The 24,351-nt window shown below is 72.7% G+C and carries 29 protein-coding genes; 18 read left to right on the top strand and 11 right to left on the bottom strand.

Translation table 11 applies throughout. The annotated features are described in order from the left end of the window. The first annotated feature begins 177 nt into the window (after nt 1-177). Together JI751_RS20700 and JI751_RS20695 are read left to right on the top strand one after the other, a co-directional pair. On the top strand, nt 178-1,047 hold the full coding sequence (locus JI751_RS20700; protein ID WP_201940774.1) for a DUF1707 SHOCT-like domain-containing protein: 870 nt from the start codon (nt 178-180) through the stop codon (nt 1,045-1,047). Between the two features lie 73 nt (nt 1,048-1,120). Beyond that, complete coding sequence (locus JI751_RS20695; protein WP_236666641.1) at nt 1,121-2,164, top strand: MaoC family dehydratase; 1,044 nt, start codon at nt 1,121-1,123, stop codon at nt 2,162-2,164. Here the strand turns inward: JI751_RS20695 and JI751_RS20690 are convergent. After that, complete coding sequence (locus JI751_RS20690; RefSeq protein WP_201940771.1) at nt 2,151-3,218, bottom strand: hypothetical protein; 1,068 nt, start codon at nt 3,216-3,218, stop codon at nt 2,151-2,153. The genes JI751_RS20695 and JI751_RS20690 overlap by 14 nt on opposite strands. A 47-nt stretch (nt 3,219-3,265) precedes the next feature. Here JI751_RS20690 and JI751_RS20685 point away from each other — a divergent pair, with 47 nt between their 5' ends. Both JI751_RS20685 and JI751_RS20680 read left to right on the top strand, forming a co-directional pair. Continuing rightward, a complete protein-coding gene (locus JI751_RS20685) occupies nt 3,266-4,075 on the top strand; it encodes a class I SAM-dependent methyltransferase (RefSeq protein WP_201940770.1) in 810 nt (269 codons plus the stop codon). A 71-nt stretch (nt 4,076-4,146) separates the two neighbouring features. Beyond that, a complete protein-coding gene (locus tag JI751_RS20680; protein WP_201940768.1) occupies nt 4,147-4,332 on the top strand; it encodes a DUF5302 domain-containing protein in 186 nt (61 codons plus the stop codon). 3 nt (nt 4,333-4,335) lie between these two features. Here JI751_RS20680 and JI751_RS20675 read toward each other — a convergent pair whose 3' ends face one another. Then, nucleotides 4,336-5,529: an MFS transporter gene (locus tag JI751_RS20675; RefSeq protein WP_201940766.1), complete on the bottom strand. Its 1,194-nt coding sequence runs from the start codon at nt 5,527-5,529 to the stop codon at nt 4,336-4,338. A gap of 49 nt (nt 5,530-5,578) precedes the next feature. Here JI751_RS20675 and JI751_RS20670 point away from each other — a divergent pair, with 49 nt between their 5' ends. From JI751_RS20670 to JI751_RS20655, 4 genes are read left to right on the top strand one after another with little or no spacing between them, the layout of a single operon-like run. After that, nucleotides 5,579-6,148: a histidine phosphatase family protein gene (locus JI751_RS20670; protein ID WP_201940764.1), complete on the top strand. Its 570-nt coding sequence runs from the start codon at nt 5,579-5,581 to the stop codon at nt 6,146-6,148. Between the two features lies 1 nt (nt 6,149). Then, entirely contained in the window at nt 6,150-6,983 is an 834-nt protein-coding gene (locus JI751_RS20665; protein WP_201940762.1) for a PHP domain-containing protein, read from the top strand. Continuing rightward, nucleotides 6,980-7,504 carry a P-loop NTPase family protein gene (locus JI751_RS20660; protein WP_201940760.1) on the top strand — a complete coding sequence of 175 codons (525 nt, stop codon included), beginning with the start codon at nt 6,980-6,982 and terminating at the stop codon, nt 7,502-7,504. Before JI751_RS20665 ends, JI751_RS20660 begins: the two co-directional genes overlap by 4 nt. 17 nt (nt 7,505-7,521) lie before the next feature. Further along, a complete protein-coding gene (locus tag JI751_RS20655; protein ID WP_307814433.1) occupies nt 7,522-8,136 on the top strand; it encodes a hypothetical protein in 615 nt (204 codons plus the stop codon). Between the two features lie 12 nt (nt 8,137-8,148). Here the strand turns inward: JI751_RS20655 and JI751_RS21315 are convergent, their stop codons facing one another. Together JI751_RS21315 and JI751_RS20645 are read right to left on the bottom strand one after the other, a co-directional pair. After that, nucleotides 8,149-8,565, bottom strand: coding sequence for a GNAT family N-acetyltransferase (locus JI751_RS21315; protein WP_372440625.1), 417 nt, complete (start codon nt 8,563-8,565; stop codon nt 8,149-8,151). Nucleotides 8,566-8,654: 89 nt separating this feature from the next. Beyond that, entirely contained in the window at nt 8,655-9,407 is a 753-nt protein-coding gene (locus JI751_RS20645; RefSeq protein ID WP_201940758.1) for an SDR family NAD(P)-dependent oxidoreductase, read from the bottom strand. Between the two features lie 60 nt (nt 9,408-9,467). Here JI751_RS20645 and JI751_RS20640 point away from each other — a divergent pair, with 60 nt between their 5' ends. Further along, nucleotides 9,468-10,307 carry a ParA family protein gene (locus JI751_RS20640; protein ID WP_201940756.1) on the top strand — a complete coding sequence of 280 codons (840 nt, stop codon included), beginning with the start codon at nt 9,468-9,470 and terminating at the stop codon, nt 10,305-10,307. 12 nt (nt 10,308-10,319) lie between these two features. Here JI751_RS20640 and JI751_RS20635 read toward each other — a convergent pair whose 3' ends face one another. After that, nucleotides 10,320-11,750 carry a DEAD/DEAH box helicase gene (locus JI751_RS20635; RefSeq protein ID WP_372440624.1) on the bottom strand — a complete coding sequence of 477 codons (1,431 nt, stop codon included), beginning with the start codon at nt 11,748-11,750 and terminating at the stop codon, nt 10,320-10,322. 166 nt (nt 11,751-11,916) lie between these two features. Between JI751_RS20635 and JI751_RS20630 the strand changes: the two genes are divergently transcribed. After that, nucleotides 11,917-12,591 carry a ferritin-like fold-containing protein gene (locus tag JI751_RS20630; RefSeq protein ID WP_201940754.1) on the top strand — a complete coding sequence of 225 codons (675 nt, stop codon included), beginning with the start codon at nt 11,917-11,919 and terminating at the stop codon, nt 12,589-12,591. A 72-nt stretch (nt 12,592-12,663) separates the two neighbouring features. On the opposite strand, the gene JI751_RS20625 is transcribed toward JI751_RS20630, so the two are convergent. From JI751_RS20625 to JI751_RS20615, 3 genes are all read right to left on the bottom strand, one after another. Next, on the bottom strand, nt 12,664-12,948 hold the full coding sequence (locus tag JI751_RS20625) for a GlsB/YeaQ/YmgE family stress response membrane protein (protein WP_201940752.1): 285 nt from the start codon (nt 12,946-12,948) through the stop codon (nt 12,664-12,666). Between the two features lie 175 nt (nt 12,949-13,123). Next, nucleotides 13,124-13,342, bottom strand: a complete 219-nt coding sequence (locus tag JI751_RS20620; RefSeq protein WP_201940749.1) for a DUF3107 domain-containing protein — start codon at nt 13,340-13,342, stop codon at nt 13,124-13,126. Between the two features lie 54 nt (nt 13,343-13,396). Continuing rightward, a complete protein-coding gene (locus JI751_RS20615; RefSeq protein WP_236666640.1) occupies nt 13,397-14,188 on the bottom strand; it encodes a TetR/AcrR family transcriptional regulator in 792 nt (263 codons plus the stop codon). 66 nt (nt 14,189-14,254) lie between these two features. On the opposite strand from JI751_RS20615, the gene moeZ reads away from it, so the two are divergent. The 8 genes from moeZ (at nt 14,255) to JI751_RS20575 (ending at nt 20,618) form a co-directional block, all read left to right on the top strand. Further along, the gene (gene moeZ, locus JI751_RS20610; RefSeq protein WP_201940748.1) at nt 14,255-15,454 is read left to right on the top strand and encodes an adenylyltransferase/sulfurtransferase MoeZ; all 1,200 of its coding nucleotides are present in this window, start codon (nt 14,255-14,257) and stop codon (nt 15,452-15,454) included. 46 nt (nt 15,455-15,500) lie between these two features. Continuing rightward, complete coding sequence (locus JI751_RS20605; RefSeq protein WP_201940746.1) at nt 15,501-16,298, top strand: DUF4129 domain-containing protein; 798 nt, start codon at nt 15,501-15,503, stop codon at nt 16,296-16,298. Between the two features lie 64 nt (nt 16,299-16,362). Continuing rightward, a complete protein-coding gene (locus JI751_RS20600) occupies nt 16,363-16,800 on the top strand; it encodes a hypothetical protein (protein WP_201940744.1) in 438 nt (145 codons plus the stop codon). After that, complete coding sequence (locus JI751_RS20595; RefSeq protein WP_201940741.1) at nt 16,787-17,803, top strand: AAA family ATPase; 1,017 nt, start codon at nt 16,787-16,789, stop codon at nt 17,801-17,803. Before JI751_RS20600 ends, JI751_RS20595 begins: the two co-directional genes overlap by 14 nt. Before the next feature lie 7 nt (nt 17,804-17,810). Then, nucleotides 17,811-19,088, top strand: a complete 1,278-nt coding sequence (locus tag JI751_RS20590; protein WP_201940739.1) for a DUF58 domain-containing protein — start codon at nt 17,811-17,813, stop codon at nt 19,086-19,088. Then, entirely contained in the window at nt 19,085-19,606 is a 522-nt protein-coding gene (locus JI751_RS20585; protein WP_201940737.1) for a hypothetical protein, read from the top strand. The genes JI751_RS20590 and JI751_RS20585 overlap by 4 nt, the downstream gene beginning before the upstream one ends. Then, a complete protein-coding gene (locus JI751_RS20580; RefSeq protein WP_201940735.1) occupies nt 19,603-19,935 on the top strand; it encodes an MGMT family protein in 333 nt (110 codons plus the stop codon). Before JI751_RS20585 ends, JI751_RS20580 begins: the two co-directional genes overlap by 4 nt. Beyond that, the gene (locus JI751_RS20575; RefSeq protein WP_236666639.1) at nt 19,932-20,618 is read left to right on the top strand and encodes a lysophospholipid acyltransferase family protein; all 687 of its coding nucleotides are present in this window, start codon (nt 19,932-19,934) and stop codon (nt 20,616-20,618) included. Before JI751_RS20580 ends, JI751_RS20575 begins: the two co-directional genes overlap by 4 nt. Nucleotides 20,619-20,721: 103 nt before the next feature. On the opposite strand, the gene JI751_RS20570 is transcribed toward JI751_RS20575, so the two are convergent. From JI751_RS20570 to JI751_RS22045, 3 genes are read right to left on the bottom strand one after another with little or no spacing between them, the layout of a single operon-like run. Further along, nucleotides 20,722-22,113, bottom strand: a complete 1,392-nt coding sequence (locus tag JI751_RS20570) for a YlbE family protein (RefSeq protein WP_201940733.1) — start codon at nt 22,111-22,113, stop codon at nt 20,722-20,724. Beyond that, nucleotides 22,110-23,594, bottom strand: coding sequence for an AllF/FdrA family protein (locus JI751_RS20565; RefSeq protein ID WP_201940731.1), 1,485 nt, complete (start codon nt 23,592-23,594; stop codon nt 22,110-22,112). The genes JI751_RS20570 and JI751_RS20565 overlap by 4 nt, the downstream gene beginning before the upstream one ends. After that, entirely contained in the window at nt 23,591-24,328 is a 738-nt protein-coding gene (locus tag JI751_RS22045; RefSeq protein WP_201940729.1) for an oxamate carbamoyltransferase subunit AllH family protein, read from the bottom strand. The genes JI751_RS20565 and JI751_RS22045 overlap by 4 nt, the downstream gene beginning before the upstream one ends. Between the last annotated feature and the right edge of the window lie 23 nt (nt 24,329-24,351).

The following is a 24,351-nucleotide window of genomic DNA, read 5'->3' as shown; positions in this document are numbered from 1 at the left end:
CAACACGATCGGTTACGACGGCCCGATCTCGGTGGAGTGGGAGGACGCCGGGATGGACCGGCTCCTGGGTGCGCCCGAGGCGTTGGAGTTCGTGCGCCGCCTCGCGTTCGACGCCCCCGACGCCGCCTTCGACGCAGCCTTCAGCACGACCGACTGAGAGATCCTAGACTCCTCGTCATGAGGGGATTCCGCGCCAAGGATGCGGACCGCGACCGCTTCGTCGAGCTGATCGAGGCGGCCTACGTCGACGGGCAGCTCAACTCCGCCGACCGCGAGCTGCGCGTGGGTCGGGCGCTGTCGGCCGAGACGCTCGACGAGCTCGAGACGCTGACCCGCGACCTGCAGCAGCCGCCGGGCGCCGTCGTACGGCCCACGGTGGATGTTCCGAGCCCGGCTCCGTCGTTCGCCACCACCGTGCTCCCGCGCATCGCCGGCAGCTTCGTCGTGCTCGGCATCGTGGCCGTCGCCCTCGTCATCGGTGCGGTCGTGGTGACGATGTTCGCGTCGATGGGCGGTCAGTCGTCCGACTCGGGCTTCGGAACCGACGGCGTCTTCGAGTCCGAGCTCGCCGATCCCGAGATCATGTTCGAGGACCCGCCCGCCCCGTCGTTCGAGATGACGGCGCCGCAGGTGCGCGCGTTCCTGCGGGCCTACGAGAAGCAGTTCGGCACGCTGGAGGTCTACGAGGCCGGGTTCTACCCCGAGCGCGTGGGCGTCCAAGTGCCGGTGCGCGGGTCCCGGCCGCGGATGGAGCGGTGGTCGTGGACCGGCGAGTGGCGCCAGGACACCGAGGCGTCGGCGGTGACCGGTCCGGGCGAGGTCATCGACCTCGGCAAGGTCGACGTGCGCCGGATGTTCGCCAACATCGACACGGCCCGCGCGACGCTGGACGTCGAGCGCGGCAGGCTCACCCACGTGCTGGTCAACTCCTGGATCGGCGACGTGCCCAGCGTCAACATCTACATCGGCAACAAGTTCAACGAGGGCGGCTACCTCAAGACCAGGCTCTCCGGTGACGTGATCCGCGCCTACCCCTACGAGCCGTGACGCCTCGTCGTGTGACTGAGTCCACGGGGCCCGTAGCGCCCGTCGGGCGGCGTGCTGCGGCACGATGGCCCGCATGAAGACGAACCCCGGCAACTTCTTCGAGGACTTCACCGTCGGGCAGGTCATCGACCACGCCACGCCCCGCACGGTCACCGAGGGCGACCGGGCGCTCTACGGTGCGATCTACCCGACCCGCTTCGCGGTCCCGTCGTCGGCGGAGTTCGCCGCGTCGGTCGGCCTGGCAGACCAGGAGCGAGGGCACCCGGTCGAGGAGCTGGTCGGCTTCCACGTCGCCTTCGGCAAGACCGTGCCGGACGTCTCGCTCAACGCCGTCGCCAACCTGGGCTACGCCGAGTGCCGCTTCCACGTCCCGGTCGTGCCGGGCGACACCCTGCGCACCCGCTCGGAGGTCATCGGGCTGAAGGAGAACTCCAACGGTCGCACCGGCGTGGTGTGGGTGCGATCCACGGCGACGAACCAGCGCGGCGAGGTCGCGATCGACTGGGCGCGCTGGGTGATGGTGCACAAGCGCTCGACGGAGTCGCCGGCGCCCACCACGGTGGTGCCCGACCTGGCGCCCGCCGTCGAGGCAGCCGACCTGGTCGTGCCCGCCGGCCTCGACTTCTCGTCGTACGACGATGTTGCCGCCGGCTCCCCGCACCGGCTCGGCGACTACGAGGTGGGGGAGCGCATCGACCACGTCGACGGCGTGACCCTCACCGATGCCGAGCACATGATGGCGACGCGGCTGTGGCAGAACACCGCCAAGGTGCACTTCACCACCGACGCGCGCCCCGACGGTCGGCGGCTCGTCTACGGCGGCCACGTGATCTCGCTGGCCCGCGCGCTGTCGTTCAACGGCCTGGCCAACGCCCAGCTCGTCGCCGCGATCAACGCCGGCGCGCACGTCGCGCCGGCCTTCGCCGACGACACCGTCCACGCATGGTCCGAGGTGCTGGACACGGCGACGCTCGAGGCGCCCGGTGTCGGCGCGCTCCGGCTCCGGCTCGTCGCGACCCGGGGCCGGGACGAGTCCATGACCCTGCGCTCGGAGGACGGGACGTACGCCGACGGCGTGCTGCTCGACCTCGACTACTGGGCGCTCATCCCGCGCTGAGCAGGTGCTCGGCGAGGGCGTCGAGCGCCGCGCCGAGGTCGCTCGCGGCTGGCAGGCCCAGCCGCTCCAGCACGGTGCCGGCAGCGGCCATCAGCTCGGCCTCGCTGACCTGGTCGGGAGTCCGGCCGTCGGGGGCCAGCGCCGGGAGCAGGTCGTCGAGGTCGCCCACCACGTCGTACGGGCTCGCGCGCAGCGTGGCAACGACGCTCGCGGCGGACTCCTCGACCCACGCGACGTGGTTGTCGGGCACGGCGAAGGAGTCACGCGGGGCGCTGCCCACGAGCGCCGTCGGCACGAACGAGCCCTTGACGTGGCGTGAGTAGGCCAGCGTGCGACGGTCGCGGGGGACGGCGTCGTTGACCCGACGGAGCAGCTCGGCCTCGACCACGCCGAGGGAGTCGTTGGGCCTCCGGGCAGCGGTGTCGAGACCGGCGACGTCGAGGCCGAGCACCGACGCCGTACGCACCCAGAGCTCGTCGCGCGGCGCCCCCGGAGCGGGTACGACGACCACGTGCACGCGCTCGCCGGGAAGGCCGGCGGACCAGACGTCGAGGATGCCGGGGACATCCTGGTAGCGCCAGAACTTCTGGTCGCCGTCCTCGCGCCGCACGCTGCCGAGGAACTTGCGGTAGGGCATCCGGGCGCCCATCTTGACCCGCTGCTGCCACGCCGATGGGAGCACCCGCCCGAGGTCGCGCGCCGTGACGAGCACGTGCACCTCGTCGGCGGCGGACCCCAGGTCGGCGAGCGCCGCCCGCGCTGCGGCGGCCGGGGAGTCGGCGAAGTGCTCGTTGCTGACGAGGACGTCGCCCGGCCACGCGCTCGTCTCCTCGACGATCCGGTCCCACACGTCGCGGTCGCGCTCGCCCAGGTCGTCGACGACGGCGCTCATGCCCTTGACGAGCGCGGCCGCGGTGAAATGGTCGCGGCGCCGGCGACCGGGCAGCAGCAGCCCCCGGTCGCGCAGCGCGTCGCGGTGCTGCCACCACAGGTCCTGGAGGAAGCTGGTCCCCGACTTCGCGGTCCCGACGTGGAGGAACGCGCGGCGGGCCATGGCGGCGACCCTACTCAGTGCTGATCCCGGCAGGGCAGACTCGCCCCGTGGCCTGGGACCGTGACTTCTTCTACGACCGCTACCCGCGCATCGAGGAGGCGTTCGGAGAGCGGCTCGACGAGAGCCTGTCGCCGCGCGGCCCGTCGGTGCTGCTCCAGGTGGTGCGCGAGCTCGACCTGCCGCCCGACAGCCGGGTGGTCGACGTGGGCTGCGGCGAGGGCGCGCACGCCTTCCGGCTCGCGACCCACTTCGGCTTCCGCGTGCTCGGCATCGACCCCGTCCAGCGACACCTCGACCTGGCCCGTGAGTCGCGCCGGTCGGAGGCGCCGGACATCGCCTCGCGGGTCTCCTTCGAGCGCGGCACCGCGACCCGCATCCCGGCGCCCGACTCCTCGATCGACCTGGTCTGGTGCCGCGACGTGATGGAGCACGTCGAGGACCCGGCGGAGGCGATGCTCGAGTACGCGCGCGTGCTGCGCCCCGGGGCGTACGTCGTCGGCTACACGACGGTCGCCACCGACCTGCTCGCCCCGGAGGAGGCCGACCAGCTGTTCGACGTGATGGGCGTCGTGCCGACCTCGGCCGACCCGCGCGTGCTCGACGACGCGATCGCCGGGTCCGGTCTCGAGGTCGTCGAGACGATCGACCTCTCCAGCGAGTGGGGCGAGTGGTCGCAGGAGCAGGACGGCCAGGCGGCGCGCTCGCTGCTGCACCTCGCGCGGCTGCTGCGCGATCCCGAGCGCTACCGCGGCGAGTTCGGTGACGCGGCCTACGACGTGATGGTGGGCGACTGCCGCTGGCACGTCTTCCGGATGTTGGGCAAGCTCGCCGGGCGCATCGACGTGCTGCGGCGATAAATACCCTCGACCCGGCTTGACGGGTTTGGCAGGGTGGCGGGGCAAGCAGATCCGCTTCGGATGGAGGACCCATGGCTGACCAGGACCCCAACGCAGACCTCAAGGCGAAGATGCGGGAGGCCCTCGATCGCAAGAAGGGTCATCACCACCCCGACGACAGCGCCGACTCGCGCGAGAAGGCGCACGGCTCGGAGGTCAACGACAAGAACGTCGCCAAGCCGATGCACCGCCGCAAGGCCGGTGGCGGCGGCGCCTGAGGCCTACTGCCCCGTCCGGGCAGGCGCGCCGGCGGACAGCTCGTCCGCCGGCGCGAAGGCCTTCGCCAGCCAGAACAGGGCGAGCACCAGCACCAGCGGGACGGCGAAGCCGATGCGCAGCGAGCTCGCGCCGACCGCTCCCGTCATCACCGCGCCGAGCAGCGCACCGGCGTAGTTGAACTGGTTGAACCGCGCGACCACCGCGTCCACCCGTGCCTGACGGGTGGCGGGATCCGCGTCCCGGCCGGCGAGCGCGGCGGCCGCCGAGAAGCTCAGCGGGGCGACGACAGCGACCCCGCAGCCGAGCAGCGTGAAGCCGAGGACCGCGACCGGCCACGACGGCGCCGCGACGATCACCGCCAGGGACACGAAGGCGACGAGGGCGCCGACCCGCAGCAGCCGCACGGCACCGACGCGCTCGGTGAGGCCGTCGCCCACGAGCCGCACCAGGCCGCTCGCCACGAGGTAGGGGAGCGTCGCCAGGGCGACCAGCTCCTCGGGGGCGGCGAAGACGTCGTCGAGGTAGACCGGTCCCCAGGTCGCCGCCGCGGTGTCGACCGTGTAGAACACGACGAGCGCCAGGCCGACCATCACGATCGCCCGCCACGGCACGTCGGTCTCGGTCGCCGTGGCCGCCTCGCCGTGGTCGCGGGCGAGGTAGGGCGCACCCGCCGCGAGCAGCGGGAGCACCGCGACGAGCGCGATCGCCGACCACGGGACGTCCGTGGTGACGAGGGTGAGGACCGCGCCGATGACCCCGCCCAGCGTCCATGCGCCGTGGCACGACGGCAGCACGACCCGGCCGATCCGGTGCTCGAGCGCGACGGCCTGCATGTTGCCCGTCGCGTCGACCAGCCCCAGCCCGACGCCGTACGCCGCCAGGCCGAGGACGAAGACCACCGTCGTCGGGGCGAGGATCGCGACGGCCACCGACCCCGCGACCACCAGCAGCCCGGCGCGCAGCACGACCGCGCTGTCGAGCCGCGGCGCGAGGCGCTCGGCCACGAGGGAGCCGGCTCCGGCCAGCAGCACCATCATCAGCAGCACGCCGGAGAGGGCGAGCTCGCCGAGGTCCCACCGGTCCTGGATGCGGGGGAGGCGGGTGGTGAGGCTGATGAAGACCAGGCCCTGGGTGAGGAACGCCGCCGCGATCGCCAGCCGTGCCCGGTGCAGGCCCGTGCTCACATCTGCACTCATGCCGAGCATCGTGGCAGGCCACCGGTCCGCCCGTGGCAGACTCGCGGGCATGGTCTCCGGAGTGCATCGCGAGCTGTGGATCGTCCGGCACGGCGAGACCGAGTGGAGCCGCGACGGCCGGCACACCTCCACCACCGACCTCCCCCTCACCGACGTCGGCGAGGAGACGGCCACCTCGCTGGCGCCGCGGCTGGCCGAGGTGTCGTTCGACCTGGTGCTGACGAGCCCGCGCCAGCGCGCGCGTCGTACGGCCGAGCTGGCGGGCTTTCCCGACGCGGTGGTCGACGACGACCTGGCCGAGTGGGCCTACGGCGACTACGAGGGCATCACCACCGACGAGATCCGCGAGACCGTGCCGGGCTGGTCCGTCTGGACACATGAGTCGCCCGGCGGAGAGACCGCCGACGAGGTGTCCGCGCGCCTGGACCGGATCGTCGATCGGGCGCGCGAGCACGACAGGACCCTGGTCTTCGCCCACGGCCACTCGCTGCGGGTCCTCACCGCGCGCTGGCTCGAGCAGCCGGCCGACGAGGGCCGGTTCTTCCGCCTCGACACCTCCACCGTGTCGGTGCTGGGCTTCGAGCGGGAGACCCCGGTGCTGCTGAAGTGGAACTCCTGACGTGCGGATCGACCTCCACACGCACAGCTCCGCCAGCGACGGCACCGACACCCCCGCCCAGCTCCTGCGGGAGGCGGCGGCCGCCGGGCTCGACGTCGTCGCGCTGACCGACCACGACGCGATGTCGGGCTGGGCCGAGGCGCAGCAGTCGGCCGACGAGGTCGGCATCACCCTCGTCCCCGGGCTCGAGATCTCGACGAACTTCCGCCATCGGGGCGTGCACCTGCTGGCGTACCTGCCCGATCCGGCCTACGCGCCCCTCGCCGACGAGCTGGACAAGGTGCTCGACGGGCGCACCTCGCGGACGCCCGCGATCGTGTCCGGACTTCGCGGGCACGGGATCGAGATCACCGAGGAGGACGTACGCCGCGAGGCGGGCGGCTCCGTCGCCGCCGGCCGACCGCACGTGGCCGACGCACTGGTGCGGCTCGGCGTCGTCGCGGACCGCACCGAGGCCTTCGCGACGCTGCTCAGCCCGGGCCAGCCGGGCTACGTCAACCGCTACGCGCCTCGGCTCGAGGACACGATCCCGCTCGTGGTCGGCGCGGGTGGGGTTCCGGTGATCGCGCATCCGTGGGGCAGACGGGGCGCGACAGTGCTCGACGCCGCCGCCCTCTCCGGCCTCAAGGACCTCGGGCTGGCCGGGATCGAGGTCGACCACCAGGACCACCCGCCCGAGGTGCGCACCCGGCTCCGCGCCATCGCAGCCGAGCTCGACCTCGTCGTCACCGGCAGCAGCGACCACCACGGCCTCGGCAAGGTCGACCACGACCTCGGGGTCAACACCACGGACCCCGAGCAGTACGAGCGGCTGATCTCCCTGGCGCGTTCGTGAACCTTCCCGACCGGATCCTCGTCTACGGGGTGACGGGCAGCGGCAAGAGCACCGCCGCCGTCGCCATCGGCGAGCGCACCGGCCACCCGGTGACCCTCGTCGACGAGATGACCTGGCTGCCCGGGTGGGTGCCGGTCCCCGACGAACGGCAGCGCGAGGTGATCGGCGAGATCGTCGCGGGGGAGCGGTGGCTGCTCGACTCGGCGTACGGCGCCTGGCGCGACGTCGTGCTGCCGCGTGTCGACCTCGTGGTCGGGCTCGACTACCCGCGCTGGCTCTCGCTCGCGCGCCTCGTGCGGCGGACCGTCACCCGGGCGGTCACGAAGGAGCCGATGTGCAACGGCAACGTGGAGACGTGGCGCAAGGTCGTGGCCCGCGACTCGATCATCGTGTGGCACTTCCAGTCCTTCGCCCGCAAGCGGCAGCGGATGCGGGAGTGGGCCGCCTCGCCCGACGGGCCGGAGGTGCTGCTCTTCACGCACCCGCGCGAGCTGGAGGCCTGGCTCGCGACCCTCGGCTGAGGTCGTAGCCTGCTCGCGTGCTCGACCACGACGAGATCGTCCGGCTCTACGGCCCGTGGGCGGCGCGGACGCCGCTGGACGCGGCGGAGCTGTTGGCGGGCTACGACCGGCCGTGGTGGATCGCCGGCGGCTGGGCCATCGAGGCGTTCACCGGAGTGCCGCGCGCCCACGGCGACGTCGACCCCAGCATCCCGCGCTCGGACGTCGGTGCCCTGCGACGCCACCTCGACGGTCGGCTCGACGTGTGGGAGGCGCACAGCGGAACCCTCCGCCCGCTGCTCGACGGTGACGACGAGGTCACCGACGAGTGCGAGAACCTCTGGCTGCGCCCGAGCGGCGCGGAGCCGTGGGAGTACGACGTCATCCTGATGCACACGACCCCGACGACCTGGACCTTCAAGCGCGACGCCCGGATCAGCCGGCCGCTGGCCGACATCCTCTGGGAGCGCGACGGCATCCGCTACCTCAGGCCCGAGGTGCAGCTGCTCCACAAGGCGCGGGCGCTGCGGCCGCAGGACCGGGCCGACTTCCACGCGTGCGCACCGCTGCTGGACGACGCCGCACGCACGTGGCTGGTGGACGCGCTCGAGCTGGCCCACCCCCATCACCCATGGCTGGAGTCGCTGCGCTGAGGTGCCCGGACGTCAGACGGACGTCGCGCGGGTTTCGGCCGAGCGCCGCACCATTCGTCGCTCGAGCCCGACGTCCTCGGGCTTGGTCACCCCGTCGAACCTGAAGCCCTGCCGCTCGTAGAACGCGATGGCCCGGGCGTTGCCGTCGAGCACCCAGAGGTAGGCGTCCGACGCCCCGATCGCCGCGTCGAGCAAGGCCGGCCCGACGCCGGTGCCGTACGTCGTCGCGCGGACGTAGAGCGCCATCAGCTCGAGCGGTGGGAGACCGACGTCGTCGTCCCGGCCGGTGCTTGTGCTCGAGAAGCCGACGAGCCGATCACCCGACCACGCCAGCAGGGTGGAGCTGGAGCCGGCCGAGGCGATGTTGCGCCACCGCTCGATCCGAGCGTCGCGACCCGCTCGCCGAGCAGCGAGGAGGTCCGCCGGCACCAGGTCGGCGTACGCCTCCTCCCACACGTCGAGGTGGAGGTCGGTCAGCGCCTCGGCGTCGTCGGTGCGGGCGGGCGCGATCCTGCTGCTCAGCGGCGCCCCATCGACTGGGTCAGCCGGAGCACCCGGTTGGGGATGGCCTTGGTCAGCACGGCGATCGTCTTGTACTGCGCGCCGGGGATCGAGTAGGCACGGCCCTTGTCGAAGTCCTCGAGCGACGTGTGGACCAGGAACTCCACGTCGAGCCACATGAAGCCGTCGCCGCGCTTGACCTGCATCCGCTCGTGGAACTCGGTCTTGGTGAAGCCCGGGCACAGTGCCATCACCTTCACGCCGCGAGGGCCGTACTCCAGGTGGGCCCACTCGGAGAAGGAGTTCACCCAGGCCTTGGCGGCGGAGTAGGAGCCGCGGGGGAGGAAGGCGGCGACGCTGGAGACGTTGATGATGCCGCCGTGGCCGCGCTCGGCCATCGCGCCGAGGGAGGCGTGGGTGAGCCGCAGCACCGCGGTGACGAGCACCTCGAGCATCGCGGTCTCCTCGTCGGCGGTGTTGTCGAGGAAGCGCTTCTTGAGCCCGAAGCCGGCGTTGTTGACCAGCAGGTCGACCGGCCGGTCGTGGTCGGCGAGGCGGGCCTCGACGCGGGCGAGGTCGGCGCGGTCGGTGAGGTCGGCAGACAGCACCTCGACCTCGACCTGGTGGGCGCGGCGCAGGTCGTCGGCGACCTGGTCGAGGCGCGCGGTGTCACGTGCGACGAGGACCAGGTCGTGGCCGCGAGCGGCCAGCTGGACGGCGTACTCGTGTCCGATGCCGGCGGTGGCGCCGGTGATGAGGGCGGTAGGCATGCGACCAGCATTTCAGGACACCGGCTGCGACCGCGACCCCGTCCTGCACAATGGGCCCCGATGAGCACCCAGACCCCGGCTTCCGTCACCCTGGCCGTCGCCAACCAGAAGGGCGGCGTCGCCAAGACGACCTCCGTCGCCTCCATCGGCGCCGCGCTCGCCGAGCTCGGCCACCGCGTGCTGCTGGTCGACCTCGACCCGCAGGCCTGCCTGACCTTCTCGCTCGGGATCGACCCGGAGGACCTCGAGGTGTCGGTGCACCACGTGCTCACCCAGGGGGTGGACCCCGCCGAGATCATCATCGAGACCGAGGACGGGGTCGACCTCCTCCCGGCGACCATCGAGCTCGCCCGCGCCGAGGCCGACCTGCTGACCCGCACGGGGCGCGAGCACGTCATCAAGGGGGCGCTGGAGCAGCTCGCCGAGGACCTCGGCGACGAGGCGTACGACTGGGTGCTGCTCGACTGCCCGCCGTCCCTCGGCGTGCTCACCGTCGCCGCGCTCACCGCCTCCGACGGCGTGCTCGTGCCGCTGCAGTGCGAGACGCTGTCGCACCGCGGGGTCGGGCAGCTGCTCGACACCGTCCACGACGTACGCCGCTTCACCAACCGCGGCCTCGAGGTCTGGGGCGTGCTGCCGACGCTCTACGACGGCCGCACCAACCACGCGCGCACGGTGCTGGAGACGATCAGCGAGACCTACGACCTCGAGGTCGTCGAGCCGCCGATCCCCAAGACGATCAAGTTCGCCGAGGCACCGGCCGCCGGCCGGTCGATCCTGTCGACGAGCCGGAGCAGCAAGGGCGCCCAGGCCTACCGCGAGGTGGCCAAGAACCTCGTCGAGCGGGCCTCCCGCCCCAAGAAGAAGGCGACGAGGAAGCCCGCTCGCACGAAGAAGTAGCTCAGCCCTCGGTCAGGACTTGGGCGCCTCGACCGACGAGCCGCCACGGGTCCGACGACGGTTGCGGTTGCGGCGGCGCGGGGCGTCGCCGGACTGCTCCGACGAGCCCGAGTCCGCGCGACCGGAGTCCGCGCGACCCGAGTCCGAGCGGCCCGAGTCGGAGCGACCGCCACCGGAGCGACCGCCGGAGCGCTCGCGCGGCGCGCGGTCGGCCTTGGGGGCAGGCGGGGCCGGGTCGACGATGCGGCCCTTGGTGCCCTCGGGGATGCCCTGGTCGTGGAACAGGTGCGGGGACGTCGAGTACGTCTCCTCGGGCGAGTCGAACGGCAGGTCGAGCGCCTTGTTGATCATCTTCCAGCGGTGCAGGTCGGCCCAGTCGACGAACGTGATCGCGGTGCCCGAGGCGCCCGCGCGGCCGGTGCGGCCGATGCGGTGGACGTAGGTCTTGTCGTCCTCGGGGCAGGTGTAGTTGATGACGTGGGAGACGCCGCGCACGTCGATGCCGCGGGCTGCGACGTCGGTGCAGACGAGGACCTGGATCTTGTCCTCGCGGAACCGGGCGAGGGCCTTCTCGCGCGCGACCTGCGCCATGTCGCCGTGCAGTGGCGAGGCCTTGAAGCCGCGCTCCTGCAGGTCCTCGGCGATCCGCTGCGCCTGGCGCTTCGTGCGGGTGAAGACGATCATCTTCTCGGCGTCCTCGGCCTGCAGGACGCGGCCGATGATCTCGGGCTTGTCGAGGTCGTGGGCCTGGTAGATGAACTGGGCGGTCGCCGGCACCATGGTGGTGTCGTAGGACGACTCGGCACGGATGTTCATCGGGTGCCGCATGTGGGTGCGGGCCAGCGCGACGATCGCGGACGGCATGGTGGCCGAGAACAGCATGGTCTGGCGGGTCTCGGGCGTCTTGGAGAGCAGCGTGATGACGTCGGGCAGGAAGCCGAGGTCGAGCATCTCGTCGGCCTCGTCGAGCACGAGCGCGTGCACGTGCGAGAGGTCGAGGGCGCGGCGGTTGGCCAGGTCGATGAGGCGACCGGGGGTGCCGACGACGATGTCGACGCCCGACTCGAGGGCCTCCAGCTGGGTGTCGTAGCCGACGCCGCCGTAGACGGTGAGGACCCGGAGGCCCAGGTCCTTGCTGGCGAGGGCGAGGTCGCTCGACACCTGGAGCGCGAGCTCGCGGGTCGGGGCGACGATCAGGGCCTGCGGCTTGCCCTGCGGCATGTCGGCGTAGGCCGGGTCGCTCGGCGCGACGCTGCGCTGGAGCACCGGGATGCCGAAGGCGAGGGTCTTGCCGGTGCCCGTGCGGGCCTGGCCGATCAGGTCGGTGCCGAGGAGGGCGACCGAGAGGGTCATCTCCTGGATGGCGAAGGGGGTGGTGATGCCGGCGCGGTCGAGCGCGTCACAGATCTGGGCGTGCACGCCCAATTCACGGAAGGTGGTCACGGAGGTCGCTTTCAAGAGGTCTCAGAGGAGAGTCGGATGTCCCACGCGTATGCGGTCAGCCACTCGAAAGGACCCTCTGGGGCTCTGCCAACCGCGCACATACAGGCGGCCACCGGCAGCATTCACCGGGGCTCGGTCCACATCATGCTATCGCTAGGCTGCGAACATGACTGAATCCCCCGACGAGGACTACCGCCGCGCCGCAGTCGACCTCCTCGGGGCGATCGCCTACGGCGAGCTCTCGGCGTTCGAGCGGCTCGTCGAGGACGCCAAGATGGCTCCGGGGATCGACGACAAGATCGCGATCGGCGCGATGGCCACGGCGGAGTTCGCGCACCTCCAGAAGCTCGTCGGCCGGCTCGCCGAGCTCGGCGCCGACCCGGCCGAGGCGATGCAGGCGTTCCGGGCCAGCTTCGACGGCTTCCACGCCCACACGGCGCCGTCGGACTACTACGAGGGCCTGATCAAGGCCTACGTCGGCGACGGGCTGGCCGCGGACTTCTACCGCGAGATCGCCGCCTACCTCGACCCCGAGACCCGCGAGGTGATCATCAGCTCGCTGGAGGACTCCGGGCAGACCGCCTTCATCGTCGAGCGGGTCCGCGCCGGCATCGCCGAGGACCACCGCCTCGGCGGTCGGCTCGCCCTCTGGGGCCGCCGCCTGATGGGCGAGGCGCTCACCCAGGCCCAGCGGGTCGCCGGCGACCGCGACTCGCTCACCGCGCTGCTGGCCGGGGGAGTGGACCGGCCCGGTCTCGACCTGGCTGCGCTCGGGAGGATGTTCAGCCGGCTCACCGAGCTGCACGCGGCCCGGATGGCCGAGCTGGGGCTCGACTCCTAGGTCAGGACGTACGACGTGACGAGGCCCCGCACCCGGACCGGGTGCGGGGCCTCGTGCGTGAGGTGCGGTGGGTCAGACGCGGGTGCGGCTGCCGCTGTTGCGTCCGGTGAGGGTCGAGGCGATCACGACGAGCACGGCGGCCGTGAGGATCGCGACGATGCCCTGGGTCCAGTCGAGCCCGTCGCTGCCGTCGCCGCCGAAGGCGCTGTAGATGACGCCTCCGAGGATCATGCCGCCGATGCCGCACACGACCGTGAGCCAGAGGGGGATGTTGTCCTTGTCGCCGGGGGCGACGAACTTGCCGAGGAGACCGACGATGGCGCCGACCACGATGTAGAAGAGGATGGTCAAGAGCATGGTTGCCCCACCTTTCATTGCCACGAAGCCTCCGTGGCCTGAGTGCCGGCAGGGTGTGCCGGCACTCCCATCATGACGCTCGCGCAGGGCGCGAGCAATTACGGGGCGCCCACAGGGGTGAGCGTGTCAATAGCCCCTTCGGGGCATCCGTCGACGGCAGGGCCAGCGGTCGGTGTCAGCGGAAGCCGACGGTGCTCGAGGTGGGGGAGCCCAGCTCGACGTAGGCGATCTTGTCGGCCGGCACCACGACGGTGCGGCCCTTGACGTCGGAGAGCCGCAGCACACCGTTGCCGGCGATCGCCTCGGTGAGGCGCTGCTCGACGTCCTCGGGCGTGCTGTCGGTGTCGACCACGAGCTCTCGCTGCGCGTTCTGCACGCCGATCTTGACCTCCACGGTGATGCTCCCTTGCTGGGTTGGTGTGCTGGGTGACGGGGGTGAAGCGATGTGTCAGTGGTCGTCGGTCATCGGGTAGCCGCGGATGCCGCGCCACGCCAGACCGGAGATCAGGGTCGCGGCGTCCTCCCGGGGGATGGTGCCGCCGCCCGCGAGCCAGAACCGCGCGGACACCTGGGCCATTCCCACCAGCGAGACCGCCAGCAGCTGCGACGGCTCGTCGGGCAGGCCCGTGTCGGTGCGGATCACGTCCGCGATCATCGACGCGCACTCCGTCGTCACCCGGTCGACGCGCTCGCGTACGTCGGGCTCGCTGGTGAGGTCGGACTCGAAGACCAGCCGGAACGCGCCCTCCTCGGAGGCGACGTAGCTGTAGAAGACCTGCATGGTCGCGGCGACGCGGTCCTTGTTGTCGGTCGTCGAGGCCAGTGCCGCCCGGCAGTTGTCGATGATCAGGTCGCACGACGTGTCGAGCAGCGCGAGGTAGAGGTCGAGCTTGCCGGGGAAGTGCTGGTAGAGCACGGGCTTGGAGACGCCGGCGCGCTCGGCGATGTCGTCCATCGCCGCCGCGTGGTAGCCCTGCGCGACGAACACCTCGAGTGCCGACTCGAGGAGCTGGGCGCGGCGCTCACGCCGGGGCATCCGGCCGCCGCGCGGACGCGGGGTGTCGGTGTCGGTGGTGCCGGTGGGCGTCACGTCGTGCTCCTGCTGCTGGGTGTACTGCTGAGTAGTGAGGGCCGAGCCTATCCGCCCCGCCGGACGCGCCGAGGGACCCGGGCGGCGAAGCGTGCCTGCGGTCCGGATGCCGGGACGTCGTACGACGATCGTTGGGTGCGGCGGGAACATGGATGGGGTCCCACTGGTTGTCACAGGACCAGCTCAAGACCGTGTCGTCCACGAAGGAGTCACCCCGTGTCGTTCCCGCCGCTCGTCGAGCCGGCCGCCGAGCTCACCACCGACGAGGTGCGCCGCTACAGCCGCCACCTGATCATCCCGGACGTCGGGATGAGCGGGCAGAAGCGCCTGAAGAACGCCAAGGTGCTCGTCATCGGCGCCGGCGGTCTCGGCTCGCCCGCCCTCCTCTACCTCGCCGCCGCCGGCGTCGGCACGCTCGGGATCGCCGAGTTCGACACGGTCGACGAGTCCAACCTCCAGCGCCAGGTGATCCACGGCGTCAGCGACATCGACAAGCCCAAGGGCCTCTCGGCGAAGGAGTCGATCGCCGAGATCAACCCCTACGTGCAGGTCGTCCTGCACGAGGAGCGCCTCGACAACGACAACGTGATGTCGGTCTTCGAGGGCTACGACCTCATCGTCGACGGCACCGACAACTTCGCCACGCGTTACATGGTCAACGACGCGGCGTACTTCCTGGAGATCCCCTACGTCTGGGGCTCGATCTACCGCTTCGACGGCCAGGCCAGCGTCTTCGCGCCGTCGCTCGGCGAGGACCTGCCCTGCTACCGCTGCCTCTACCCCGAGCCGCCCCCGCCGGGCATGGTGCCGAGCTGCGCCGAGGGCGGCGTCCTCGGCGTGCTGTGCGCGTCGATCGGCTCGATCCAGGTCAACGAGGCCATCAAGCTGCTCACCGGCATCGGTGACCCCATCGCCGGCAAGCTGATGATCTACGACGCCCTCGAGATGGAGTACCGCAAGCTCAAGGTCCGCAAGGACCCCAACTGCGCGCTGTGCGGGGAGAACGCCACCGTCACCGGGCTCATCGACTACGACGCCTTCTGCGGCGCGGTCTCCGACGAGGCCGCCGAGGCCGCGGCCGGCTCGACCATCTCGGTCAAGCAGCTCGAGCAGATGCTCGGCGAGCGCGAGGCGGGGGAGCGCGACTTCGTGCTCGTCGACGTCCGCGAGCCCAACGAGGCCGAGATCAACCACATCCCCGGCGCAGTGCTGATCCCGAAGGGCGAGTTCCTCAACGGCAACGCGCTCTCGCAGCTGCCGAGCGACAAGCAGGTCGTCATGCACTGCAAGTCGGGCGTGCGCTCGGCGGAGACGCTCGCGATCGTCAAGGGAGCCGGGTACGCCGACGCGGTGCACGTCGGCGGCGGCGTGGTCGCCTGGGTGACCCAGATCGACCCCAGCCAGCCCTCGTACTGACGCACCACCCCTCGCATGGCGTGGCCCACTCACCTAGGGTCACGCCATGCGTGCGCTCGGACCGACGTCACCCGCTGCGCGCGCGGTCGTGGCAGTGGCGGCCACCAGCTTCTTCATGGTGCTGGTCGCGTGGGCGACGCTGATCGGTCCCGACCAGGTCTTCACCGGGCCGGGTCCGCGCCCCGCGACCGACATGACGACGGCGGAGACGTGCATCCCGCTGCCGGAGACGACGGCCCCGGACGGCACGGTCACCTACGGGGTGCCCGACGACATCAACGAGCGCAACTACTGCGAGCCACCGGGCGCGAGCATCAGGGACTACCGCGACCTCGTGCAGGACCACCCGGCGCCCTGGTGGGTCAAGGTGCTGATCTACGCCTTCCTCATCGGCCTGATCGTGGTGGTCGTCGGTGGCGTGCTCGGGCTGCTGTTCCTCCTCGTGCGCGCGGCCCTCTCGCGACGAGCCGGCGAGCAGCGGGTCGATCTCGCGCTCACCGCGCTGGAGGAGCCCGAGCTCGCGGCTGCGGCGGTGGTCGAGGACGCGCAGGAGCAGGACGCGCTGCTGCGTGACGGTGACGCCCGCAACGCCATCGTCGCCACCTGGCACCGCTTCGAGGTCCAGGGCGAGCGCGCGGGTGTCCCGCGGCGCGCAGCCGAGACCTCGTCGGAGTACGCGCTGCGGTTGCTCGACCTCGCGGACGCCGACAGCGGACCGGTCCAGCGCCTCGCCGAGCTCTACCGCGAGGCCAGGTTCAGCGAGCACGAGATCACCGAGCGCCACCGGGCGGAGGCGGTGGACGCCCTCGCCGCGATCCGGCGCAGCCTCGGGGTGAGGGCATGAAGACCACCCCACGACGTTCTCGTCCCCCGCTTCGCTCCTCCCGACAACGCCTCGGGGACCCCGGATGAGCCGGCTGTCGAGCCGCTGGAGCGGCCGGGTCGGCGGCGGGGTGGTCCTCGCCGCGATCGGCTACGCCGTCGCCCTCTGGCTCGACTTCGAGCCCCGGCCCTTCCCGTACGCAGTCTGGGCCGTCGTCGTGATCGCGATGACGTACCTCGTGATCGACACCGCCGAGGCCCCGGTCTCGCACTGGCAGCACCCGATCCCTCGACGCTCCGACCGCGTCGACCAGGTCACCTCCGACCTGCGGGTGCTGTCCAGCCACCAGCACGCCGACCACCCCTCGGCGGCCCTGGCCGAGCGGCTGGTCGCCCTGGCGAGGGGCCGCGACCCGGACCTCGCCGCCGAGATCCAGCGCGAGCTCGCCGGCCGCGACCGCATCCGGCCCGCCGACATCGACACCATCCTGACCCGAATCGAGGAGTCCCGTGACCGACGCTGACCACGACCCGACCGCAACCGCCCCGGAGGTCCCGGCCGACCCCGCGGAGGTGGCCCGGTTCGCCGAGCGGGTCCTCGACGAGGTGGGCAGGGCCGTCGTCGGCAAGCGCGAGGCGTTGACGCTGGTCCTCGCCGGCATCCTCGCCAAGGGCCACGTGCTGCTCGAGGACTTCCCCGGCCTCGGCAAGACCCTGGCCGCGCGGTCGTTCGCGGGCGCGCTCGGGCTGGAGTTCTCGCGCGCCCAGTTCACCCCCGACCTGCTCCCCGCCGACCTCACCGGGTCCTACGTCTACGACCAGCGCAACGGCGAGTTCGACTTCCGGCCCGGGCCGGTCTTCGCGGGCCTCCTGCTCGCCGACGAGATCAACCGGACCCCGCCGAAGACGCAGGCCGCGCTCCTCGAGGCGATGCAGGAGGGGCAGGTGACGGTCGAGGGCCAGACCCACCGGCTGCCCAGCCCCTTCCACGTCCTCGCGACCGCCAACCCGGTCGAGTACGAAGGCACCTACCCGCTGCCCGAGGCCCAGCTGGACCGCTTCCTGCTCCGGGTCGCGTTCGGCTATCCGTCGGCTGGTGAGGAGCACGACGTCCTGCGGCGCCGGCTGGACCGCCAGCGCGAGGAGGTCGACATCCAGCGGGTGACCGATGCCGGGGGCCTCGCCGCCGCCCAGTCGGCCGTCGAGAGGGTCGCCGTCGACGACTCGGTCGCGCGCTACTGCGTCGATCTGGTCGGGGCGACCCGCTCGCACCCCGACGTGCTCACAGGCTCCTCGCCCCGCGGCAGCCTCGGGCTCGTGCTCACCGCGCGGGCCTGGGCCGCGATCCGGGGCCGCGACTACGTCGTGCCCGAGGACGTCAAGGTCGTCGCCCGGGCCGTGCTCGCCCACCGCATCACCATCAAGCCCGACCTCTGGATGACGCAGGCCTCCGGCGCCCGGGTCGTCGACGCGGTCCTGTCGTCGGTCGAGACGCCTCGCACCCTCGAAGCCCGCGGGGCCCGGTGACCTCACGATGACGTCCTGGCGGCCCACGCCCGCGCTCGTCCGGGCCTGCCTGCTGACCCTGGGCGGGGTGACCGGCGGCGTCGTGCTGGGCCAGGAGGTGCTGGTCGTGCTGGCCGCTCCCTTCGCGGTCCTCGCGGTGATGGGGCTCGTCGCTCGACCGCGCACGGCCCCCCGGGTGTCCGCCCAGCTCGACCACGTCCGGCTCCACGAGGGTCAGTCCACGACCTCGCGGCTCGCGATCGACGACCTCGAGGGGGTCGAGCACGTCACCCGCGTCGCCTTCGAGGCGCCGCACGTCGCCACCCAGCCGGCGTACGGCGCCGCGGGGGCGCTGGTCGAGGCGGACCTCCCGACGATCGTCTTCAGCCCGCGCCGCTGGGGCCGCCGTGCGGTCGGCGCCGAGCGGGTGGCCCTCACCTCTGCCTGGGCAGGGTGGGTCTGGGGTCCGCTCGACCTGCCGGAGCGCGGCTTCAACGTCCTGCCGCAGACGGCGCCGTACGACACCCGGGCGGAGGTGCCGCAGCCCGACGGGCTGGTCGGACGGCACCGGTCGCGGCGGATCGGGAGCGGCACGGAGTTCGAGGGGATCCGGCCCTTCGCCACCGGCGACCGGCTCAAGCGCATCACCTGGCCGGTGTCGCTGCGCACCGGAGAGCTGCACGTGATCACGACCCGGGCCGAGCAGGACGCGGGTGTGTGGCTGGTGCTCGACGGACTCGGCGACATGGGTGTCTCGGGTGGCATCGACGGGGCCGCGAGCACCCTCGACCTCACCGTGCGCGCGGCGTCGGCGCTCGCCGAGCACCACATCCGTACCGGCGACCGGGTGGGCATGCTGGTCGTGTCGGCCGACGGCACCCGGGTGCCGCTGGGCTCCGGTGCGCGGCACCTCCAGCGGCTCCAGGGCACGCTCGCCCGCGTCCGCGCGGAGGCGCGGGGTGTCGCGCCCGAGCGCCTCGACCTCGGGGCAGGCGCCGGCAGCGTCGTCTACGTGCTGTCGCCGATGTTCTTCACGCCGCTGGTGACCGCCACCGCGACCCTGCAGCGCGGTGGCGGGTCGGTGGTGGTCATCGACACCATCGGCGACGCGGTGGCCGCGCGCGACGGGGATCCTCGCGAGCTCGCGTCGCTGGCTGCCCGCATGCAGAAGATCGAGCGCGACGACCGGTTGCAGCGCCTGGCCGGGCTCGGCACGCCGGTCGTGCCGTGGCGGGGCCCCGGAACGCTCGACACCGTCCTGCAGCAGCTCGCGCGACGCGGTCGCGCGCCCCGGGTGCGTGCGTGATGGCGACGACCGGTGGACTCATCGCTCCCGGCACCACGCGTGCGGTGGTCGTCCTGCGGGTGCTGGTGGTCGCGCTGCCGTGCGTGGCGCTCGCCCTGGCGATCCCGGAGGTGCCGCACTGGTTCGTCCTGGTGGCGGTCCCGCTGAGCGCCGCGGCCTGGGCCAGGGTCCCCGACCACGCGGTGGGCATCGTCCCGCTGGTCCTGGTCGCCGGCTGGTGGGCCTCCCGCGGGGTCGTCGACTGGCGGGTGCTGGTGGTCGCCGTCCTGCTCCTCGCGGCGCACCTGTCCGCGGTGATGCTGTCCTACGGTCCGGGCGCCCTGCCGGTCGACCGGGGGCTCGTCCGGCTCTGGCTGCGTCGCGGCCTGCTCGCCCTGGTGCCGGCGCTGGTCGCGTGGGTCTCCGTGCGGGGGATCGACCCCTCGCTCGCACCGCCCTGGCTGTGGCTGACGACCGCATCGATGACCGCCGTCGTGCTGCTGGTGACGGCCCGGCTGACCCGGTCCGACGCGCGGTGACGACCACCCCCGAGGAGCGGGAGCTCTACATCGAGCTGGTGCTCCAGTGCGCCGAGTCGGTCCCGCGCGGCCGGGTGACGACCTACGGCGCCATCGCCGACGTGGTCGGCCACCGGCTCGGGCGCGGTGGACCCCGTCTGGTCGGCAACGTGATGGCCACCCACGGCGCGGCCGTCGCGTGGTGGCGGGTGGTCCGGGCGGACGGGTCGCTGCCGCCGTCGCACGACGAGGAGGCACGCCAGGCCTACCTCGAGGAGGGCACCCCGCTGCGCCCGAGCGGTGCGGTCGATCTGGGCAGTGCGTTCCACCAGCCGACCCTCCGGGCATGATGATCCCCATGCTCTACACGGTCGCGCACGGAGTCATCCCGCCGGTCGCGCGTGCCGTCTGGCGCCCCCGGGTCGAGGGCCTGCACCACGTGCCGACGTCCGGTCCCGTCATCGTGGCGAGCAACCACCTGTCGTTCTTCGACAGCGTGGTCATCCCCGTCGTGGTGCCGCGCAAGGTGGTCTTCCTCGCCAAGTCCGACTACTTCACCGGCACCGGCGTGAAGGGCACGCTCGTGCGCGCGTGGTTCGAGGGACTCGGCATGCTGCCGGTCGACCGCGACGACACCAGGGCCGCCATCGCCAGCCTCGACACCGCGCTCGCCGTGCTCGGCAAGGGCGAGGCGTTCGGGATCTACCCCGAGGGCACCCGCTCCCGTGACGGCCGGCTCTACCGCGGCCGCACCGGCGTCGCGCACCTCGCCCTGACCTCTGGCGCGCCGGTCGTGCCGGTCGGGCTGACCGGCACCGAGGACATCCAGCCCGTCGGTTCCAACCGCCCCCGCCTCGGCCGCGTCGACGTCACCGTCCGCTTCGGCGAGCCGATCCGGGCCGCGGGGGAGTACGACGGCGTACCCACCGGTCGCGCCCGCCGCGAGCTCACCGACCGGATCATGGCCTCGATCGCCGGGCTCACCGGCCAGGAGCTCGCCGGCGGCTACAACGAGCGCCCGGCCGACGCCTAACCTGCCCCGCCCCTCGTCGGAGTCCCCGCACGTGCGGGGAGTCCGACTGTTGGAGGGGGTTGCAACGGCCTCCAGGTGTCGGACTCGCCCACCCAGTACGCCGTTATGTCGCGGCCGGGACCTCGGCCGCCAGCGCCGCGAGGGCCTTCGGGAAGATCTCCGCGGGAGGGGTGACGAGGCCGGCACCGACCTGGCCGACGCCGGCGACGGCCCCGGCCATGCCGGTGTTGATCTGCGGCAGGATGCCCGTGCGGCACACCTTCGTCACGTCGATGCCGGTCGGGGTCCCCTGGAACTCCAGGACGGGCACCGACCAGCGGGGGTTCTCGGCGAGCGTGATCTCGTGCATCCGTCGCGTCGTCGCGAGCGCGTCGGGCACCGAGCCGCCGACCAGCCGGACGATCGCTGGGGCGGTCGCCATCGCGAAGCCGCCGATCCCGGCCGTCTCCGTGATCGCCGAGTCGCCGATGTCGGGGTTGGCGTCGTCGGGGCCGTAGTCGCCGAGGAAGAGGCCCTCCGCGACCTGCGCCGGACCGGTGAACCACTCGTCGCCCGTGCCCGAGACCTGGATGCCGAAGTCGGTGCCGTTGCGGGCCATCGCGACGACCATCGTCGAGCCGGGGACGCCCCGGCCCGCGTCGAGCGCGAGCTTGCAGGCGGGCATCGCGAGGTTGAGGAAGAAGTGGTCGTTGCCGCCGACGAAGCGCAGCACGTCCGCGACGTCCGAGCTGTCGAAACCGGAGGTCACCATCGCGGGGGAGAGGTCGCGCAGCAGCATCAGCGTGCCGGCGCGGTTGCGGTTGTGGGCCTCGTCGCCCATCTGCAGCATCTGGGTGAGGATGCCGGTGACGTCGGTGGCCTCCTCCGTGCCGCGGACCGCGGCCTGCAGCAGCGGGCCGAGCACGTCGCCCATCCAGCGCAGCCTCGTCAGCACCTCCGGGCCGTACGCGCCGTAGCGCAGCACCTTGCCGAGGCCCTCGTTGAGGGAGCAGTACGTCCGGGCGCCGGTGGCGCGGTCCTCGAGGACCCACATCCACATCGACGGCGTGACGACGCCCGCCATCGGGCCGACGGCGCTGCGGTGGTGGCACGGCTCGAGGCTGACGTGGTCGCCGGACTCGAAGAGGGCGACCGCGTCCTCGGGGTCGTCCACGAGTCCCTCGAGGGCAGCGCCGCCCATCAGCGCGCCGCGGAGCGGACCGGACGTACGGTCCCACTCGATCGGCGGGCCGGCGTGGAGGAACTGGCCCTTCTCGAGGCCGAGCACCTCGCTCGCCGGTGCCACGTCGACGAGGTGGGCGGTGACGCCCAGCATCGCTGCGACGGCCCGCGCGTTGGCATCGAGCCTCCTCGGGTCGGTGGCGACCCGGGCGAGGTGTTCCTGCGTGCCGGGCATCGGCGGTCGCCAGTCGACGCGCTCGACCTCGACGGCCTGGCCGGCGACGGCGTCGGCGAACATGTCGGCGCCGACGGTCACGACGGTGGTCTCGCTCATGCGCGGGCTCCTTCGATCAGCTGGATCGCACGGCGGGTGGCCGAGGCGTTGGAGACGTGGACCTCGGCGCCGGCCGCGGTGAGCGCCTCGACCTGGGCGGACAGGCCCTGCGGGTCGAGGTCGGTGCCGACGAGGCTGACGATGACGGGGATCGCCCGGTCCGTGCGCGCCGCGGTGATCGCCGGCCCGAGCAGGGCCGCCGGGTCGGGCTCGGCGCCGTGGCCGAGCACCAGGTCGAGCAGGATGACGCCTGTCGACGGGTCGGCGGCGGAGCGCGCGAGCTGCTCGTTGCGCAGCGTCGGGTCGATCATCGGGTGCGCGCGGCCCTGGGTGAGGGCGTCGTCGCCGAAGTCGATCATCACGTGGTCGTCGACCAGCAGCTCGTCCCCGAGGGCCAGCTCGTCGCTCAGCGGGATGTTGGACCGGATCGGTCCGAGCACCTCGGTGGCGATGAGCATCGACTCGTCGCACAGGGTGCCGCCGACGAAGAGGCCGCGCAGCAGCGGTCCGGTCGCCACGCCCGTGTTCCGGGTGCCTGCGACGGGCCACTCCGGCGCGGCGTGGCCGAGCCGGGCGAGCACCGCCTCGGCGACGGCGGTCAGGTCGCGCTGGCCGCGACCGAGCAGGCCGAGCTCGACGGGGGTGGCCAGCGTGTCGACGTAGGACGCGAGGTCGCCGGCCACCTCAGCGGCCGGTGGCTTGGAGACCACGACCACCAGGTCGACGTCGGGGTCGGCGTCGAGGCGACGCAGCGCCTCGCGGGTGGACAGGCCGCCCACGGCGGACGACAGGTCGCGGCCGCCGACGCCGAGCGCCCAGCGGACGCCCACGTCGTCGTACGTGGACCCGGCGAGGTGGAGGAGGGAGAGCAGCTGCTGGCAGCCGGTGCCGGACGCGGCGACGATGCCGATGCGACCGGGGCGGACGGCGTTGGCGAAGCCCAGCCCCACGCCGTCGACGACGGCCGTGCCGCAGTCGGGTCCCATCACGAGCGCGTGGCGGGAGGCGGCGTACGTCTTGAGCGCGACCTCCTCGGCCACCGGGACGTTGTCGCTGAAGACCATCACGTCGTGGCCCGCCTCGAGGGCGTCCATCGCCTCGACGGTGGCGCTGGCCCCCGGCACCGACACGAGCGCGATCGCGCCCGTGCTGCCCCGCCGAAGGGCGGATCCCGTGGTCCGCGCCGGGGCGACGGTGGTGTCGCCGGACGTCGGCCGGGTCGGGGCGAGCGCGGCGTCGACCGCCGCCAGCGCGGTGGCGACGTCGGCGCCGTCGTCGAGTCGCAGCGCGACGACCATGTCGTTGGGCGAGGAGGCGGGGATGTCGAAGCCCATCCCCTCGAGCACCTCGAGGTTGAGGCCGGTGGCCATCGCCACCTGCGCGGCGACGACGCCGGGGGAGGCCTGCACGGCGCGGCTGACCTGCAGCAGCGTCACCGAGTCGGCGTACGCGCCGCTGCGGAGCTCGACGTGGTCCTTCATGCGACAACCCTTCGGGACAGTTCGGTGGAGACGGAGGTGAGCGCCAGCGAGGCGCCGGTGAGCAGCCCGGCGCCCGAGGTGGCGCCGACGGCGAGCAGTGCGTCGCGGGCGGTCGGGGTCGGCTCCGCCAGCCAGGCGGACAGCTGGGGCAGTGCCTCGCCGCGGATCGCGCAGTCGATGAGCGTGGCGGACAGCAGGGTGGTGACGCCGAGACGACGGCGTACGGCACCCGCGAGCGCGGGGTCGGGGTCGCCGAGCGCGGCACGGGTGGCGAACCAGCCCGCTAGGACGTCGTCACCGAGCGGCGTGAGGCCCGGGCCGCGGCCGAGCAGCCGGTCGAGGTGAGCGGTCGTGAGCCGGCCGTCGCGGGGAAGGTCGAGCTGGTGCGACAGGAGGACCTCTTGTGCGGACGGAGGGTTCTCGTGCCGTCCGACGGTCGTGGCGCGCGGGTCGGCGAGGCGGGTGATCCGCAGCTCGTCGTCGCCGAGGACGAGGACACCGTCGCGGACGGCGACCGGGCTGCCGGCGTGGGCCACGAGGTCCGGCAGCGTGGACCACAGCGCGCAGGGGACGCGGGTCGCGGTCGCGGAGACCAGGCCGAGGCACCAGCCGTCGAGGTCGACGTAGATCGCGCTCGCGCTGGCGTGGACCACCTCGCGCGGTCCGGGCGCGGCCTCGAGGAGCCGCTGGCGCACGCGGGCCGGTGCGGCCACCGGGACCTGGCGGGGGATCACTCGTCAGACGCTATCGGCCCGTG

The sequence above is a fragment of the Nocardioides baculatus genome (genome assembly GCF_016735675.1).
GTDB lineage: Bacteria > Actinomycetota > Actinomycetes > Propionibacteriales > Nocardioidaceae > Nocardioides > Nocardioides baculatus.
Note: the sequence above shows the minus strand (reverse complement) of the source record. Positions and strands in the feature narration are given on the sequence as shown.